The sequence below is a fragment of the Burkholderia sp. MSh2 genome (assembly GCF_000731655.1).
GTDB lineage: Bacteria > Pseudomonadota > Gammaproteobacteria > Burkholderiales > Burkholderiaceae > Burkholderia > Burkholderia paludis.
The window spans coordinates 60,334-77,467 of the sequence record NZ_JPGM01000014.1; the positions used below are offsets into that span (position 1 = coordinate 60,334).

11 protein-coding genes and 2 pseudogenes are annotated in these 17,134 nt (G+C 61.7%); 11 read left to right on the forward strand and 2 right to left on the reverse strand.

All coding sequences use genetic code 11. From position 1 onward, the window contains the following. Positions 1–505 precede the first annotated feature (505 nt). From GQ57_RS10815 to lpdA, 11 genes and pseudogenes are all read left to right on the forward strand, one after another. Positions 506–974: pseudogene (locus tag GQ57_RS10815) on the forward strand (tyrosine-type recombinase/integrase); the annotation flags it as partial. 162 nt (positions 975–1,136) lie between these two features. Further along, positions 1,137–1,400: a hypothetical protein gene (locus GQ57_RS10820; RefSeq protein WP_031401882.1), complete on the forward strand. Its 264-nt coding sequence runs from the start codon at positions 1,137–1,139 to the stop codon at positions 1,398–1,400. 1,259 nt (positions 1,401–2,659) lie between these two features. Further along, on the forward strand, positions 2,660–3,085 hold the full coding sequence (locus tag GQ57_RS41545; protein ID WP_152603235.1) for a hypothetical protein: 426 nt from the start codon (positions 2,660–2,662) through the stop codon (positions 3,083–3,085). Next, complete coding sequence (locus GQ57_RS10825) at positions 3,082–7,854, forward strand: RHS repeat-associated core domain-containing protein (RefSeq protein ID WP_081896641.1); 4,773 nt, start codon at positions 3,082–3,084, stop codon at positions 7,852–7,854. Before GQ57_RS41545 ends, GQ57_RS10825 begins: the two co-directional genes overlap by 4 nt. A gap of 351 nt (positions 7,855–8,205) precedes the next feature. Continuing rightward, a pseudogene (locus GQ57_RS39150) lies at positions 8,206–8,526 on the forward strand (RHS repeat-associated core domain-containing protein); the annotation flags it as partial. 386 nt (positions 8,527–8,912) lie between these two features. After that, the gene (locus GQ57_RS10830; RefSeq protein WP_034197865.1) at positions 8,913–9,125 is read left to right on the forward strand and encodes a hypothetical protein; all 213 of its coding nucleotides are present in this window, start codon (positions 8,913–8,915) and stop codon (positions 9,123–9,125) included. Positions 9,126–9,338: 213 nt separating this feature from the next. Then, entirely contained in the window at positions 9,339–9,662 is a 324-nt protein-coding gene (locus GQ57_RS39155) for an RHS repeat domain-containing protein (protein WP_075123050.1), read from the forward strand. A gap of 468 nt (positions 9,663–10,130) precedes the next feature. After that, the gene (locus tag GQ57_RS10835; protein WP_031401062.1) at positions 10,131–11,363 is read left to right on the forward strand and encodes a 3-methyl-2-oxobutanoate dehydrogenase (2-methylpropanoyl-transferring) subunit alpha; all 1,233 of its coding nucleotides are present in this window, start codon (positions 10,131–10,133) and stop codon (positions 11,361–11,363) included. Further along, entirely contained in the window at positions 11,360–12,406 is a 1,047-nt protein-coding gene (locus GQ57_RS10840) for an alpha-ketoacid dehydrogenase subunit beta (RefSeq protein ID WP_031401061.1), read from the forward strand. The genes GQ57_RS10835 and GQ57_RS10840 overlap by 4 nt, the downstream gene beginning before the upstream one ends. Position 12,407: 1 nt before the next feature. After that, complete coding sequence (locus GQ57_RS10845; protein WP_031401060.1) at positions 12,408–13,718, forward strand: dihydrolipoamide acetyltransferase family protein; 1,311 nt, start codon at positions 12,408–12,410, stop codon at positions 13,716–13,718. 5 nt (positions 13,719–13,723) lie between these two features. Then, entirely contained in the window at positions 13,724–15,115 is a 1,392-nt protein-coding gene (gene lpdA / locus GQ57_RS10850; RefSeq protein ID WP_034197867.1) for a dihydrolipoyl dehydrogenase, read from the forward strand. Positions 15,116–15,122: 7 nt separating this feature from the next. On the opposite strand, the gene GQ57_RS43670 is transcribed toward lpdA, so the two are convergent. Further along, positions 15,123–15,872, reverse strand: coding sequence for a helix-turn-helix transcriptional regulator (locus GQ57_RS43670; protein ID WP_235215047.1), 750 nt, complete (start codon positions 15,870–15,872; stop codon positions 15,123–15,125). A gap of 153 nt (positions 15,873–16,025) precedes the next feature. After that, complete coding sequence (locus tag GQ57_RS10865) at positions 16,026–17,126, reverse strand: alpha/beta hydrolase (protein WP_235215048.1); 1,101 nt, start codon at positions 17,124–17,126, stop codon at positions 16,026–16,028. Between the last annotated feature and the right edge of the window lie 8 nt (positions 17,127–17,134).

The window sequence follows — 17,134 nt, forward strand, 5'->3', positions numbered from 1 at the left end:
AATGCGGTCCGCCCTCTTGCCGGGGTGATGAAATTGGTAAACATAGCGGACTTAAACGATTGAGTGCCCGGTCGGAAACGGCCGGTGCAGAACCCTTCAAATTCGGTGAAACCCCTGATGCGCGCATCGAGGCAACGCCGAGCCAAGCCTCGCGACATCCGCGAGGAAGGTGTAGAGACTAGACGGGGGGCGCCTAAGGCGCACGGGTGGCAGTGATGCCCGCGCGCGACGGCGAAGGCATAGTCCAGCGCACGAACGGCATCGCCTCGACGACGCCGGCTTTGAAAGAAGCAGTGTGACGAAAATCCGCCGCCTTAACTGGCTTGCCGGTTCGAGTCCGGTCCCCGGCACCATAGAATTATCTCGCTGTATCTCGTGCGATCTCAGAACCCCGCTCAGAACCTTGTCCTGGCGGGGTTTTTTGTTCCATTGAGTCACATTGATGCTCGTTACATCTCATCGAAGGGTTGGTATATTCGTTGATATCCAAGGGCGTCGATGCGCCATGCCACCTACCGATTCAACGGCGAAGAATGCGAAGCCGGCGGACAAACCTTACAAGCTCACCGATGGCGGCGGGATGTACTTACTGATGCAGCCCGACGGTGCCAAGTACTGGCGGCGGCCCGCGAACGCCGGGACGATGCATGGAAGAGGCTAGCGGCTGGCGTCGATCCAAGCGTGGCGAAGCGCATCGCGAAGCGGACAGCTCGTCCAGCAGCCAGCAAGACCTTTGAGGCTGTGGCTCATGGGTGGATGAACGAACGCAAAACTGTTGTCGAGATCGGGCAGTACGAAAAGACGCTGGCTCGCCTTGAGAGCGATGTGTTCCCGTGGCTCGGCGGCGTCCGATAACTGAAGTCGACACCCCCGAGATCCTCGCGGTGCTGAAGCGGATCGACAGTCGCGGCGCCAGATACACGGCGCATCGAGTGCGGAGTGAAATCAGCCGCGTGTTTCGGTATGGCATCAAGGCGAAGGACACGTTCGAGAAGCTGCTCCAGAAGAGTCTCGGCATAGCGCAACTGATGTTGAACACCTGGCTCTTCCGAGGCCACCAGATCTATCTGTCTTCCGGAAGACGGAAGTGACGGGAGTACCACTCCGATCTCACGCTCCAACCGACACCAGACACGATGAAATACACCCCTCCCAAGGCTGAAGACCTTCGGCACCTGAAAGTAGAACTTGGCCGTACCGGCGAGCAGATGGCCGAATTGTTCGGCGTGGCCGGCGGCCAACAGTGGCGAAAGTACACGGGCGGCGCGGAGCCGCGCGAACTCAGCCCGCATATCCTGTTCTTTGGTGCTGCCCGGCTCGTGCTGCCCGACGAGCAACTCGCGTTGGTGCTCGACAAGATGCGCGTGCTCGGCGCGCAGATCGATCTCGCGGAAGACTAAGGCACCCGGGACCCTCGTCATCGGCTCCAATTTGGCTGTGGACGTCCCTGCGCGATGTCGTAGATGTTTTCGAATCGCGAATGCGCTCATGGATGAATTCAGACCGACAACTGCAACTGCGGCAGACCCGCCAATACCGGGTCGACGAACGGCCAGCCAGTCGTTACGTCAAAGACCGGCCGTTTTGACGAGCTTCTGTGCAGGGCCTCGCACGTACGGCAACCTGGGATGAGGGGCAGGAGACCTGCAAAATGAAGAGATCCGGCAGACGAATCTCGCTGGGCCAAAGCGAGTCAATGCGGGGGAGGGGCATTACGTTGGGTGACCTCACCGGAATACGTCTTGCAACGCCGTCGTGAGCGAAGGTCACGAGTTTGCTGTTACCGAGGTGGGCAGTCGTACCCTGGGGCTTGATTTGTAGGGGCGTGGCGTACCGGCTGCTGAATCGGAACCCGACTCCGCGAAAGATATGGATGCACATGCCGACGGCCAGAGAGAACACGGACGGGGTTATGCGACATGCTTGATTGCCCAGTCCGAGGCACTTTGCCGCGTTATCTTGAACGTCACACCTGCGCCGAACCAGGCGGCGTCGAGACGTTGAGTGTCGGTGCGAGCACGGTGATGATCGTCCACGTACCGGACGACCGCTCGGAGCAAAGCTCATGTCGTACCCGATGCGGAAGTTGGAACGGCCCCCTTGCCACGACCGGCATAAAGCTGACTAATCACCTTGATGGTGCGTTTGTTGTAGATGCGCGACACGATGACGTATGCGTTTAGCGTGCGGGGCGCGTCATGACGAACACAAGAAAATTATTGCCAACGTCGACCAAGTCAATGTTTTTATGTGGGGTGATCAGTGCAAGTTTTCGAGATTGCTGGACGATGTGAATTTAATAATCCCAAAATTACTGTTCGGCTACGAGTGCGTGATGAATGATGGGCTTTTCTCGTTATGGAAATAAAGCGGCTGGAGAGTGTGCTGAATTTCATAAGTGATGGGGTGGTTGAAGGTGGGTGTTTTTGATATATCGAATATCTCGATTTTTTATTTTTAAAATTGTTTGCAACTGTCAATTTTGTGGGTGATTGTTGGAAGTGAAAGGGAAGGAGTCGTGGTGTTAACCTGGGTGTATGACTGCATCAATAGAGTCCGGGAGTCAATTGATCTGACATCCTTGTAATTTCTGGCAACACGAGAACAAATATTATCGGTACATTGCGGCGGAAGAGACCAATTACTGCGCCGCTAACACATGAAGAAACAAGAAGCTTCGGCAGCGTTGATTTCGGCGTTGGCGAGCGCTTCTACGCTGGTCCACGATGTTCAGCCATCCGGAATCACGTTCAGCTCACGGATTCAGCGTTTTCATCAACAACTTGATGCCATCGAGGGGTTGAATTCGCGCCCCAATGTGTCGGCATCGACTGGAGAAAAGATGTCGGCGCCCGGTATTACGAGACTGCCGCTCGATAATCTGTTTTTTCCGATCGAGGCGATCGAGCTGGAAGGCAAGGCGTTTAAATGGATCGCATGTCTTATTCCAACAGTCGTGAGAAAGCGCAAACCGACTCGGTCGCGCCTGATATGCGTATGTCCGGATTTGTTTGACAGACGAGGCGCAGATCTCTCGCGGCATCTTCGCGTCGTTTCCGAATTCATTTTCAGTTTCTCCCCATGACCGCATCTTCGACCGTAGCTGCTACTCGCCCGGTGCAGTTGGCCGTTGCGCCGCTTAACACCATTCATCCGGAAGACATTGCTGCCGCCTCGCGCAAATTCGATCAGTGGCTGCAACAGATCAGCGGCGGCGTCGTGACGCTGGAGCGGCTTAGTAATGCTGCGCAGGGTCTGCCGGTCGTCGGTAACGTCATCGCTCTGGTCAGCGTGGCGCTGGACCTGAAGGCGTTGCACGACAAGCCATCCGCCGACGCGATGGACTGGGTGAACATCGGCATCGACATGATCGGGATCATTCCCGTTCCGCAGACGCTGGCGGCAGCACGCATGGCCCTCAGACCGATGCTGGTAGAGGCGCGTCGCGAGTTGGCAGTCGAATTGAAAGCGATGGCGAAGCATGGCGAGAAAGTCCAGACCCACGATGCCCTGGTCAATCTGCTTGCCGCGCATCTGAATGCGACCATTGTTGGGGAACTGGAGACGTTCGTCCAGGGAGCGCAGGTCCGCCTGGATAGCATGCTCAAGGACGCGGGCGAGCTGCTGAAAAAAATGCTGCTGGACATGGCGGCTGGCATGAAGAAGGCAGCGCTGGACACGCTCAATGCGGAGGGTAATGCGAAGTTGGCCGGAAAGGAGGTCCGTCAGGCGGCGGATGTCTTTGTGCGCGATCCCGGTGCGAGTATCACGAAGGGCTTATGGGTGCTGCATCAGGCGACCAAGGCCGGGGCGGAGGCAGAATCCAACGCGGTTGAGAGCCTCACCCCGACACCGCAACAACGCGCGCAGATTGCAACTGACGTGGACCGGAAGATTCGTGAGCTGGCCGGTATGTGCAAGGGCGCATTGGCTAAACTTGCCGATCCGCGTGTGGGTGAAATCGCCAAGTTGCTGACGCTGTTGCTGGCCGTGGTCAAGGCTTATCGGAAAAAGAACGGCCACAAGGGCCTGGCTGCGAACGTTCCGGAAAACAAGAGTGGCCAGGCGGCCCATAGCCACGGCGATAACACCACCGACGCTATCAGTGCACAGGCAAACGCCAAAAGCGATGGCGGCTGCAAGGAGTGTGAAGGAACAACGGGTAGCATCAGCTTTGCTCGGGGCGCTGAGCGCCTGGAACACGAAGACTTCTCGCTGCCGGGGCCGTTTCCGCTTACCTGGAGCCGTCAGTATCGATCCGACCTTGCTGCCTACGATGATGGGCCGATGGGCGCGCGCTGGATCTCGCCGTATACGACACGGCTCGACATCGTGCAAAACGATGCGCTGCCGGAGAGCCTTCGTTATCACGCAGCGGACGGCCGCACGCATGCGTATCCGTTGCCGAAAGTCGGGGCGTTTCATTTCGACGCCATCGAGAACCTGACGCTGGTGCGGGTTTCCGATCGAGTGGTGACCCTGGCGCGTGGCTACGATGTCAGAGAGACCTACGAGCGTCACGGCCAACACTTCCGTTTGACGGGCATCGTATTGCGCAACGGTGAGGGCCTGGCGCTGGCCTATGATCATCCGGCACACATGCCCAATCATGCGCTGCTGCCGTCCGATCTGATGTCCTATCACGGGGAGATCGAGATCGATGCCCACGTTCATGTGGTGTCCGACGAACACGGTCGCATGGCGCAGGTGTGGCTGATCGAAAACAACAAGGCGGTTCGTCAGCTTGCTGGCTATACCTACGACGATGCCGGCGATCTGGTGGCGGCGACCGACGAGAATGGTGCCAGCCGTAGCTATACGTATCAACACCACTTGATCACGCGGTACACGGATCGTACTGGCCGGGGTATGAACCTGCGCTGGGATGGCGAGGGCGCGATGGCCAAGGCCGTGCGTGAATGGGCTGACGACGGCACCTACGACACGAAGCTGGAGTGGGATCCGAACATCCGGTTGACCTATGTCACCGATGCCCAGGGCAACGAGACCTGGTATTACTACGACATTCTCGGCTACACCTACCGTATCCGACATGCGGACGGGCGTTCGGAATGGTTCTTCCGGGACGAGGCGAAGAACATCGTTCGTCACCTTCATTCCGACGGCAGCGTCGAAACCTTCACCTACGACGACCGCAGCAATCGGGTCTCGCACACGCGGGCTGACGGTAGCACGGTGTATTACGCTTACGACGCCCGCGACAACGTGCGCAAGATTCGTGACGGCGAAGGTGGTCTGTGGGTGCGCGACTACAACGCGAAAGATCACCTGATCGAGGAAATCGATCCGCTCGGCAACAAGACTGAATACACCAACAACGCGCTCGGCCAGCCGGTGGAAATCATTGACGCGAGGGGCGGCAAAAAGCAGCTCTCGTACAGTGCGACTGGCCAGTTGACGTCCTATGCCGACTGCTCGGGCAAGACCAGTCGATGGCAGTACAACGGGCGAGGTCAGCTGGAGCGGTTTATCGATGCGGCAGGCCAGGCAACTCAGTATCGCTACAAGGCGGGCCAACTGGTTGACGTGACGCGCCCCGATGGGGCGACAGAGCAATATGAGCGCGACGCGGAAGGGCGACTGCTGGCGCACGTCGATGGATTGCGCCGACGCACGGAGTGGACTTATACGCGTGCGGGTCTGATTGCCACCCGTCAAGACGCTAACGGGGAGTCGCTGGGTTATCGCTGGGACAAACTGGGCCGGCTGGAGGCGTTGCGTAACGAGAATGGACGGGAGACGTCATTTGCGTACGATCCCGTGGGCCGGCTGCTGGCCGAAACGGGCTTTGATGGCAAGACGACGCGTTATCGATACGATCCGTCATCCGGTGTGTTGACGGACGTGTCGACAGGGGAGCAAGGACACCGGATGACGGCGGTCGAATTCGATGCGGTGGGCCGACTGACCGCACGCTGGACGGGGCAATGGGATCCGGATACGAGCCAGTGGAAGTACGGCGAGCGCGAGCGGTTCGCGTACAACGGCAACGGTCAGATGATTCTGGCGGAAAACCCCACTAGCCGCCTGCAATGGTTCTACGATGACGCGGGCAACGTCACGCGAGAGCACCAGCACTTCAGTTTCCTGAAAAATAAGCGGGTCGCAGTGTGGCGGCACGAATACGACGTGTTGAATCAACGGGTCGTCACGATTCGGCCGGACGGTCACCGTGTAGCCGTCATGACCTACGGCAGCGGACACGTGCACGGCATGATGCTGGACGGCACGGAACTCGTCCAGATCGAACGTGATGACCTGCATCGAGAAATCGAGCGGGTGCAGGGCAATGGCCTGACGCAGAAGCAACAGTACGATTTGGCAGGACGGCTGCAACAGCAGAAGCTGATCGCAAGCCGGAGCGAAACGCAGGGCGGCAAACTGCTGGTGCAGCGCAGCTATACCTACGACCGTGCCGGTCAACTGGAGCGCATCGAGGATACGCAGAACGGGATGCGGACCTACCGCTACGATCTGATAGGACGATTGGTGGCGGCAACCGGCATGCTGGGCGAAGAAACCTTTGCGTTCGATCCAGCAGGCAATCTGCTGGACGACGCGCAGACGCGGCGCTTCGAATCACCTGATCAAAACACGCCAGGATATTCGAGTCGAATCCAGGGGCGTCCGACGCTGCTGGACAACCTGCTGCGCGAGTACGCGGGGACGCACTACATCTGGGACGAATACGGCAACCTGACGGAACGTCGCCGTAATGGCGAGCAAGCGTGGTACGAGTGGGACGGATTCGATCGGCTTATCCAGTTCAGTAACGGCAAGGTGACTGTTAGCTACTGGTACGACGCATTGGGTCGACGCGTGGCGAAGAAGTCAAATGCATGGGTGCGCCAAAGCTCGTCTGACGGCAGTGGCTATCGGGAGGCCGAGACTGCTCGGTTGAACGCAGAGCACGGCTACGGCCTGACGCTGTACGGCTGGGATGGTGACAGACTGGCGTGGGAGAGTGGCACGGGCGAGCATGCCGGCAGCAATGGCCGCACGACGCACTACGTGTACGAGCCGGATAGCTTCGTTCCGCTCGCGCAAGCGATTCATACGGGCTGGATTGAACTGCACGAGCAGCCGGAATACGATGAGCATTACGACATCGACCGAGACCCGTTGTGGAGTCGCACGAACAAGCCGGTAGCGTTCGCGCAGATTGGCTATTACCAGTGTGACCAGATCGGTACGCCACAGGAAGTGACGGACGAGGCGGGCGAGGTCGCTTGGTCAGCACGCTACAAGGCGTGGGGGGCGGCGAAGGAAGTCATCAGCGAGGCGGCGCGGAAGGCAGATATCCGTAACCCGATCCGCTTCCAGGGACAGTACTTCGATCATGAGACGGGACTGCACTATAACCGGCATCGATACTACGACCCAAGCAGTGGCCGCTTCATCAGAAAAGACCCGATTGGTCTTGTTGGCGGCTTGAATGCGTACGCATACGTGAAAAACCCTGTCACCTGGACCGATCCGCTGGGCTTGCAGGCGATGGGGCCGGCGCTGCTTGGAATGGGAAACCTGTACGCAAGAGGCGCTATGCCTCCACGACCGGTATTAGCCGGAAATGGAGAGGTAAGGGGGCTATTAAATGATATCAGCAATAATCCAATTCCGGCTGACGAATTGCCGGGGAATTGGCCGGGCGTTAATGTCCCGGTGGCTGCCCCTCAATTTTATTGTGCAAAGGGATTTTATGGAAAAATCGATTTATCGCCAACGAACAATTCAGGGTTGACGTGCAAGAGAAAGCAGGAGCCTCTTCAGCAGTCTTTTGTTGGGAGCGGCGAACCCCAACCTTTTACATGCACCGAGTCAAGTTTCAGATGAAAATTAAATCTTATTTAATCCCGTCTCTTGTTATTCTAATTTTACTCATGCCTATATTTATTTCTATGTGTCAGCCGACATTCGAGCAGAGAGAGAGGAGCTGCATAAAGGAGTGCAGGCAGCAGGGGAAATTCGGAAGATATCAGCCAAGCTATCCACAGTACGGGCGTAACATCGATGCCGGCTATGAGTGTCAGTGTTATTAATTTGAAATTGTATCTAGAGTCGACCTAAAAATCTCTCGGATTGATTTGAGGTCGCCCGAGTCTTATTTGAATTTTTTTCATAAAAAGCAGCAAATTCTAAGTTAAATTTATTAAAATAATATGATGGCTCACGGAGCCGCACTATAACCGGAATCGGTATTGCGATCCGAACTCAGGGTGGTTCATCAGTAAAGATCCGATCGGGTTGGTCGGCGGTATTAACGTCTACGTATGCGTGAAAAGCCCTGTCATCTGGATCGATCATCTGGGCCTGCAGGCGATGGGGCCGGCGCTGCTTGGAATGGGGAATCTATATCGTTCTGATCTTGCGTCGCCACTACCTGAAATAGTGCGAAATAGTGAGGTGGGTGATGCATTGGGAGAGGTAACTAATTATCCTTGGCCTGCCCCCCGAAATACCGGGGGAGTGGTCCGGCGTAAACGTTCCATGGACGATGCCAGATAGTTGCTGATCTAAAGGTTATTGCGGTGATGATCCATTGGATGATTTGCGTCCGACTGATAATTCCGGAAAGATGTGCAAGGTAAAGCGCCATGCAAACGGACAATCTGTGTCCGTGTTCGGCCAAGAACAACGTAAATTTACCTGTTAAAAGGTGAATTTATTTGCAAATTAAATTTATGAAAAATCTATGCGGATTTGTTTGCATTTATTTTTTGCGCTTGCAATTATTATATTAGAAGTATTGTTGTATCGCATAATTAATTGTGCGATGTTTGGCGTGTTGCGGGTCGGACAGAGTGAGTGCCGAAATACCAGATTGCGCGCACGATCCCGGAGGCATCGGGCGGCACGACCTACATTCCGGATGCCGTCGTGCCTGATCTGAGGTGCTCTACGAATATGACGCCTTCAGCCGACGCATCAGCAAGGAAATCGAGCGTCTGGATGGCAGTACCGACCGAACCCGCGTTACGTGGGACGGCGACGTGTTGCTGCTGGAGGAGCGTTTCCACGTGCAGCCAGAGCAGCGCCGGGGCGGCTACGATCCGATCGAGGACAAGCCGGTCACGATCGCACGCGAGGACGCGGAAGATAAATAATCGCTGCCTGTGGCGCAACGCGTCCATGCGCTTCCGCAGCGGTATCAATGGCAGGCGATGTCGATGTACTTGCACGAGCCGGAGAACTTTGTTCCGCTCGCGCAAGCGGTTCATACGGGCTGGATTGAACTGCACTAGCAGCCGGAATACGATGAGCATTACGACATCGACCGTGACCCGCTGTGGAGCCACACGAACAAGCCGGTAACGTTCATGCAGATTGGCTATTGCCAGTGTGACCAGATCGGCACGCCACAGGAAGTGACGGACGAGGCAGGCCAAGTCGCTTGGTCGGCACGTTACAAGGCGTGGGGTGAAGCAAAGGAGGTCATCAGCGAAGCGGCGCGCAAGGCGGGTATCCGTAACCCGATCCGTTTCCAGGGGCATTACTTCGATCATGAGACGGGCCTTTATTACAACCGCTACCGTTATTTCGACCCGGATGTCGGTCGGTACGTGTCGAAAGACCCGATTGGTCTTCGCGGTGGCATACAACCTGTATGCCTATGCGCGGAACGCGCCGACCATGAGCACTGACCCGTTGGGTCTGCAACAGAGTCTCGCAGGTTTGAATATGCCCGGAGTGGCTGAACGAGCAAGCTTGGTCATGTAAAGACGGTTAATTGTTTGTGAGCCTTAGCGGAAAAGCCTCTCGACGAATCGTGCCGTTTCGGTCCCCAGGCACCACGATCGCCTTCACGGCGATGTGATGCAGCCCAGAAGACGCGAACACCCGAACACCCCCAAAAAGCCGCACACCCGCGGTTTTTTGTCTTCGGCCGCCCCGCATCAACCCGGCGCGCGCCGCATGCCGGCCCGCCCCGCGCGCCGGACATGGCAAATATGCTCACCGCGATCGACTGAATTGGTCATCGACGGCCGGCCCCGCATTGCATAAATTTCCACGGTTGACGTGCCTATCCGCACGCCAGCGAGCGTGCAAGCCGGCAACCGGCGGCACGTTCCCAATCAGCGTGAGACACAATCGAGCGTGGAGACGACACGATGAGCCTGTCAGAGCCATTGCGTCTGCATGTGCCGGAGCCCACTGGGCGTCCGGGCTGCCAGACGGATTTTTCCTATCTGCATCTATCGCCGGCCGGCGCAGTCCGCCGCCCGCCGATCGACGTTGCCGCGGCGGACACCGCCGATCTCGCCCGCAGCCTCGTGCGCGTGCTCGACGACAGCGGCAAGGCGGTCGGCCCGTGGGCCCCCGATCTCGACGACGCGCGGCTGATCGCCGGGCTGCGCGCGATGCTCAAGACCCGCATCTTCGACGCGCGCATGATGATCGCGCAGCGCCAGAAGAAGATCTCCTTCTACATGCTGAGCCTCGGCGAAGAGGCGATCGGCACCGCACACACGATGGCGCTGCGCGACGGCGACATGTGCTTTCCGACCTACCGCCAGCAGAGCATCCTGATCACGCGCGACGTGCCGCTCGAGCGCATGATCTGCCAGCTCATGTCGAACGAGGGCGACCCGCTGAAAGGCCGCCAGCTTCCCGTGATGTACTCGGACCGCGACGCGGGCTTCTTCTCCATCTCGGGCAACCTCGCGACGCAGTTCATCCAGGCGGTCGGCTGGGCGATGGCGTCGGCGATCAAGGGCGACACGAAGATCGCGTCCGCGTGGATCGGCGACGGTGCGACCGCCGAAGCCGACTTCCACACCGCACTGACGTTCGCGCACGTATACCGCGCGCCGGTGGTGCTGAACGTGGTCAACAACCAGTGGGCGATCTCGACGTTCCAGGCGATCGCCGGCGGCGAAGGCACGACGTTCGCGGGCCGCGGCGTCGGTTGCGGGATCGCGTCGCTGCGGGTCGACGGCAACGACTTCCTCGCGATCTACGCGGCGTCGAGCTGGGCGGCCGAGCGTGCGCGCCGCAATCTCGGCCCGACGCTGATCGAGTGGGTGACCTATCGTGCGGGCGCGCATTCGACGTCGGACGATCCGACCAAGTACCGGCCGAGCGACGACTGGACCCATTTCCCGCTCGGCGATCCGATCGAGCGCTTCAAGCGCCACCTGATCGTGAAAGGCATCTGGTCGGACAGCGCGCACGAAGCGTTGACGGCCGAGCTCGAGGCCGAGGTGATCGCCGCGCAGAAGGAAGCGGAAAAATACGGAACGCTGGCCGATGACCGGATTCCGTCGCCGGCCTCGATGTTCGACGACGTGTACAAGGAGCTGCCCGCGCACCTGCGCCGTCAGCGCCAGGAACTGGGAGCATGACCATGGCGCAACACGAGACAGGCACGGCGACGCAGCCGATGACGATGATCCAGGCGCTGCGCTCGGCAATGGACGTGATGCTCGGGCGCGACAGCGACGTGGTCGTGTTCGGGCAGGACGTCGGCTATTTCGGCGGCGTGTTCCGCTGTACCGAGGGGCTGCAGAACAAATACGGCAAGTCGCGCGTGTTCGACGCGCCGATCTCCGAAAGCGGGATCGTCGGCGCGGCGGTGGGGATGGGCGCGTATGGGCTGCGCCCGGTGTGCGAGATCCAGTTCGCCGACTATTTCTACCCGGCTTCCGACCAGATCGTGTCGGAAGGCGCGCGGTTGCGCTATCGCTCGGCCGGCCAGTTCATCGCGCCGATGACGATCCGGATGCCGTGCGGCGGCGGCATCTACGGCGGCCAGACGCACAGCCAGAGCCCGGAGGCGATGTTCACGCAGGTGTGCGGGCTGCGCACGGTGATGCCGTCGAATCCCTATGACGCGAAAGGGCTGCTGATCGCGTCGATCGAGAACGACGATCCGGTGATCTTCCTCGAGCCGAAGCGGCTGTACAACGGGCCGTTCGACGGCCATCACGACCGTCCCGTCACGTCTTGGCTCAAGCATCCGGCCAGCGCGGTGCCCGAGGGTTACTACACGGTGCCGCTCGATACGGCCGCCGTGGTGCGGCCCGGCAACGACGTGACGGTGCTGACGTACGGCACGACCGTGCACGTGTCGCTTGCCGCGGCCGAGGAGACGGGCATCGACGCGGAGGTGATCGACCTGCGCACGCTGTGGCCGCTCGACCTCGACACGATCGTCGCGTCGGTACGCAAGACCGGGCGCTGCGTCGTGGTGCACGAGGCGACGCGCACCTGCGGCTACGGGGCGGAACTGGTGTCGCTGGTTCAGGAACATTGCTTCTACCACCTCGAAGCGCCGGTCGAGCGCACGACGGGTTGGGACACGCCGTATCCGCATGCGCAGGAATGGGCGTACTTTCCGGGCCCGGCCCGGGTTGGTGAAGCGTTGCGACGCGTGATGGAGGCGTGAGATGGGGATTCATGTCATCAAGATGCCGGATATCGGCGAAGGGATCGCCGAGGTCGAGCTGGTGGCCTGGCATGTGGAAGTCGGGCAGCTGATCAAGGAAGACCAGCCGCTCGCCGATGTGATGACCGACAAGGCGGCGGTCGAGATTCCGTCGCCCGTGACGGGCAAGGTGCTGGAACTCGGCGGCCGGATCGGCGAGATGATGGCGGTCGGCAGCGAACTGATCCGGCTCGAAGTCGAAGGCGAGGGGAACCTGAAGGCCGGCGCACCGGTGCGCGAAACGAAGGTAGAAACCGCACCGGTTGCCGCCGCGCCGTCGAAGGCGGCGGCCGATGCGCCGGCGCAAGCGCCCGCGCAGGCCGCGGCAAAGCGCGCGCCGGCGGAGCCGCGTCGCGCGGAGCACGTCGAGCCGCCGCGCGCGGCGCTCGCGCCGGGCGAACGTCCGCTTGCGTCGCCGGCCGTGCGCCAGCGTGCGTGGGACATGGGCATCGAGCTGCGCTATGTGCGCGGCACGGGGGACGCCGGGCGAATCCTCCATGCGGACCTCGATGCGTATGCGCGCACCGGCAGCGGGTCCGCGCGTGCGTCGCAAGCGCACGGCTACGACGAGCGCAACGACGAAACCGAAGTGCCGGTGATCGGGCTGCGGCGTGCGATCGCGCGCAAGATGCAGGAAGCGAAGCGCCGCATTCCGCACTTCAGCTATGTCGAGGAGATCGACGTCACCGAGCTCGAATCGCTGCGTACGGAACTGAATCGCCGCTACGGCGACGCACGCGGCCGGCTCACGCCGCTGCCGCTGCTGATCCGCGCGATGGTGATCGCGTTGCGCGATTTCCCGCAGATCAATGCGCGTTTCGACGACGAAGCCGGTGTCGTCACGCGCCACGGCGCGGTGCACATGGGCGTCGCGACGCAGACGGACGGCGGCCTCACGGTGCCCGTGCTGCGTCACGCGGAGGCGAAGGACGTGTGGTCGATCTCGGCCGAAATCGCGCGGCTCGCCGATGCGGTACGCGCAAACCGCGCGCAGCGCGACGAGCTGAGCGGCTCGACGATCACGATCTCGAGCCTCGGTGCGCTCGGCGGCATCGTGTCGACGCCGGTCATCAATCATCCCGAGGTCGGCATCGTCGGCGTGAACCGGATCGTCGAGCGGCCGATGATCCGCGACGGCGCGGTCGTCGCGCGCAAGATGATGAACCTGTCGTCGTCGTTCGACCATCGCGTCGTCGACGGGGCGGACGCGGCCGAATTCATCCAGGCCGTGCGCGCGGTGCTCGAGCGCCCGGCACTGCTGTTCGTGGAGTGAGCGCCATGAAGAACGAACACACCACGCTGCTCGTGATCGGCGGCGGCCCGGGCGGCTACGTCGCCGCGATTCGCGCCGGCCAGCTCGGCATTCCGACCGTGCTCGTCGAGCGCGACCGGGTCGGCGGCACCTGCCTGAACATCGGCTGCATTCCTTCCAAGGCGCTGATCCACGTCGCGGACGCATTCGAACAGGCATGCGGCCATGCGGGCGAGGGCGCGCTCGGGATCAGCGTGCGCACGCCCGAGATCGACATCGCGAAAAGCGTTGCATGGAAGGACGGCATCGTCGACCGGCTGACGCGCGGCGTCGGCGCGCTGCTCAAGAAGAACGGCGTGCGGGTGCTGCATGGCGATGCACGCGTGGTCGACGGCAAGACCGTCGAAGTCGCGACCGGCGGCCACACGGTGCGGATCGGCTGCGAGCACCTGCTGCTCGCGACCGGCTCCGAGCCGGTCGCGCTTCCGTCGATGCCGTTCGGCGGGCATGTCGTGTCGTCCACCGAGGCGCTGTCGCCGGCGACGTTGCCGAAGCGGATGGTCGTCGTGGGCGCCGGATATATCGGGCTGGAACTCGGGATCGTCTACCGCAAGCTCGGCGTCGACGTGAGCGTCGTCGAAGCGGCGGAGCGCGTGCTGCCCGCCTATGACGCCGAACTCGTGCGGCCGGTGGCCGATTCGCTCGCGCGGCTGGGCGTGCGGTTGTTGCTCGGCCACAAGGTGCTCGGGCTCGCGGAGCAGGGCGCGGTGCGCGTGCAGGCGGCCGACGGTGCGGAACAGACGCTGCAGGCCGATCGCGTGCTGGTCGCGGTCGGGCGCCGGCCGCGCGTCGACGGCTTCGGGCTCGAGTCGCTGCCGCTCGAACGCAACGGCCGCGCATTGCGGATCGACGACGAATGCCGGACGTCGATGCGCAACGTCTGGGCGATCGGCGACGTCGCCGGCGAGCCGATGCTCGCGCATCGCGCGATGGCGCAAGGCGAGATGGTGGCCGAGCTGATCTCCGGGCGACGCCGCAAGTTCATGCCTGCGGCGATCCCGGCGGTGTGCTTCACCGATCCCGAGATCGTCACGGCCGGCTGGTCGCCGGACGACGCGCGGGCGGCCGGCGTCGATTGCGTGAGCGCGTCGTTCCCGTTCGCGGCGAACGGGCGTGCGATGACGCTGCAGGCGACCGACGGCTTCGTGCGCGTCGTCGCACGGCGCGACAACCACCTGATCGTCGGCTGGCAGGCGGTCGGGGGCGGCGTGTCGGAGCTGGCCGCGGCATTCTCGCAGTCGCTGGAGATGGGCGCGCGGCTGGAAGACATCGGCGGCACGATCCATGCGCACCCGACGCTCGGCGAAGCGCTGCAGGAAGCCGCGCTGCGTGCGCTTGGGCACGCGCTGCATATCTGACGTGCAGTCATCCTGAAACGCGGCGCCGATGCGCAACGTGCGCATCGGCGATTCTTTCCGCATCAGGTGTACGGCAGACACTCTCGTTCGATCTTCGGAATGCCGCGATGCCGGCGTTCCGCATGCCCGCCTGTTCGTGCGGATCGCGCTGGCCGTCGCTCGTCCCGCTTCGGCGGGCGGACGCCGCCCGCATCCTCAATTCTCTCGGCGTCGCGCCGAAGTGGCGCTTGATCGCCGTCGACAGATAGCTCTGCGTGCCGAAACCGCAATCCAGCGCAATCGACAGGATACTGTCCGACGTATGTTCGAGCATCCAGCGCGCGCGTTCCAGCCGGCGTTCGATGATGTATTGCGCAGGCGTGCGGGAAAACTGCGACATGAACGCGTCGATGGTCGCGCGCTCGCTCATGCCGACGAGCCGGCAGAGATCGGCGGGTCGATCCGGTTCGCACCGGATTTCTTCGCCTATGCGAACAACCTTTACGCGAAGGGAAGCCCGCAACTGACCGACAATCACTCGAACCAGGTCGGCATCATGCTCGACTACCTGCTGTCGAAGAAGACCGACGTCTACATGAACGCCGTGTATCAGCAGGCGAGCGGCGGCGAGGACGTGATCGCATCGGTGTGCGGCACTTTCACGGCCTCGTCGGGCGCGCGGCAGACCGTATTGCGCGTCGGTGTGCGAACGGTGTTCCAGGCGATCGCCGCAGGGTGCGCGGCGCCGCTCGCAGCCCGCCGCTTCCTCGCGCGGCAACGCACGGTTCGGCGTGCCTTCACGGTGCCCGGCATGCTCGATGCGATACGTTCGACGGGGCAGCCGGATCCGGCCCGCGAGCGTGCAATCCGCGACGACGAGACGGCGCCGACCGACGCGCCGGCGCCGAAGCCGTCTCTTGCGCGCGTGGCGTCAGAAAGGCGCGCGCGACCCGACGCGCCCGGCCGTCACCTCGCGATAGAACGCATCGATCGCATCGACCATCTGCGACAGCCCCGGCTGCTCGAGCGGATAGTGGCCCGCGTTCTCCAGCATCGCAACCTTGACCGGCACGCGGCGGATCCGCGCGAGGAACGGCTCGCTCAGGTGCAGCGGCGTCCAGCGGTCCGCGGCCGGCTGCGTGAGCAGGATCGGGCACACGGCGAAATCCTCCGGCTCGACCGCCGGCCGGTACGACATGTAGGAATCCAGAAACGCCATCGTCATCGCGTTGCCGGCGGACGTACGGTCGGACAGCCACACCTTCAGCGCATCCGGGTCGTTGACGAGCGCGGACATCTTGCTGGCGAGCGTCATCGGCACGCGCATCGATTTCAGCGGGGTCATCGCGGCGATGTGCATCATCGGGCCGCCGACGCGGCTCATGAAGACGTTGCGCGCGGTTTCGTCGCGCACCTGCTGCAGGCGCTGGTCCAGGAAGGTCATGCCGACGATGCCGTCGACCTTGCCGTTCAGCGCGGCCACGTGATACGTGAGCATGCCGCCCGCGCTCAGCCCGTAGAGCACGATCGGCCGGTCGTCCTTCGCGCGTTCCGCGTCGACGAGATCGCTGCCCGCGTGCACCCAGTCGTCGTAGCGGACCAGCGCGCCCCGGGCGACTTCGGTCATCCCGTATTCGGGCATGTCGATCGCGATCGTTTCGTAGCCGCGGCGCGCCAGCTGTTCGCCGAGGATCATCGACATCTGCCGGCCGTTGGTGCCGACGCCATGGAACAGGATCACCTTCACCGGCGCCTGCGGGTTGCGGTACGTGTCGAGGTGCATGCGGTGGCCGTGCCAGGACCACCATTCTTCCTGCGGCTGCTGGCCGTCCCGCCACTGGAAGTCGGTCGGAAGGAAGGTCTGCATGTCGCGCCAGACGGACTGGTCGGCATAGGTCTTGGGCATGGCGGCGGACTCCGGTGAGTTGGGCGAAACGGCATCGTCGGCCACGGCCGGCGCGAGCGGCGCGCTCGACAGGCCGGCGGCCAGCAGCAGCGTGCAGGCCGGACGAAGGAGCGAGGGAAGCTTCATGGCGGTCG

Excerpts from the sequence above, each read along its gene's own strand:
- GQ57_RS39155 (WP_075123050.1), top strand. The coding sequence starts at position 9,339 with ATGCAGATTGGCTATTGCCAGTGTGACCAGATCGGCACGCCACAGGAA.
- GQ57_RS10840 (WP_031401061.1), top strand. The coding sequence starts at position 11,360 with ATGACCATGGCGCAACACGAGACAGGCACGGCGACGCAGCCGATGACG.
- GQ57_RS10865 (WP_235215048.1), bottom strand. The coding sequence starts at position 17,126 with ATGAAGCTTCCCTCGCTCCTTCGTCCGGCCTGCACGCTGCTGCTGGCC.
- GQ57_RS10845 (WP_031401060.1), top strand. The coding sequence starts at position 12,408 with ATGGGGATTCATGTCATCAAGATGCCGGATATCGGCGAAGGGATCGCC.
- GQ57_RS10835 (WP_031401062.1), top strand. The coding sequence starts at position 10,131 with ATGAGCCTGTCAGAGCCATTGCGTCTGCATGTGCCGGAGCCCACTGGG.
- GQ57_RS10820 (WP_031401882.1), top strand. The coding sequence starts at position 1,137 with ATGAAATACACCCCTCCCAAGGCTGAAGACCTTCGGCACCTGAAAGTA.
- GQ57_RS41545 (WP_152603235.1), top strand. The coding sequence starts at position 2,660 with ATGAAGAAACAAGAAGCTTCGGCAGCGTTGATTTCGGCGTTGGCGAGC.
- lpdA (WP_034197867.1), top strand. The coding sequence starts at position 13,724 with ATGAAGAACGAACACACCACGCTGCTCGTGATCGGCGGCGGCCCGGGC.
- GQ57_RS10825 (WP_081896641.1), top strand. The coding sequence starts at position 3,082 with ATGACCGCATCTTCGACCGTAGCTGCTACTCGCCCGGTGCAGTTGGCC.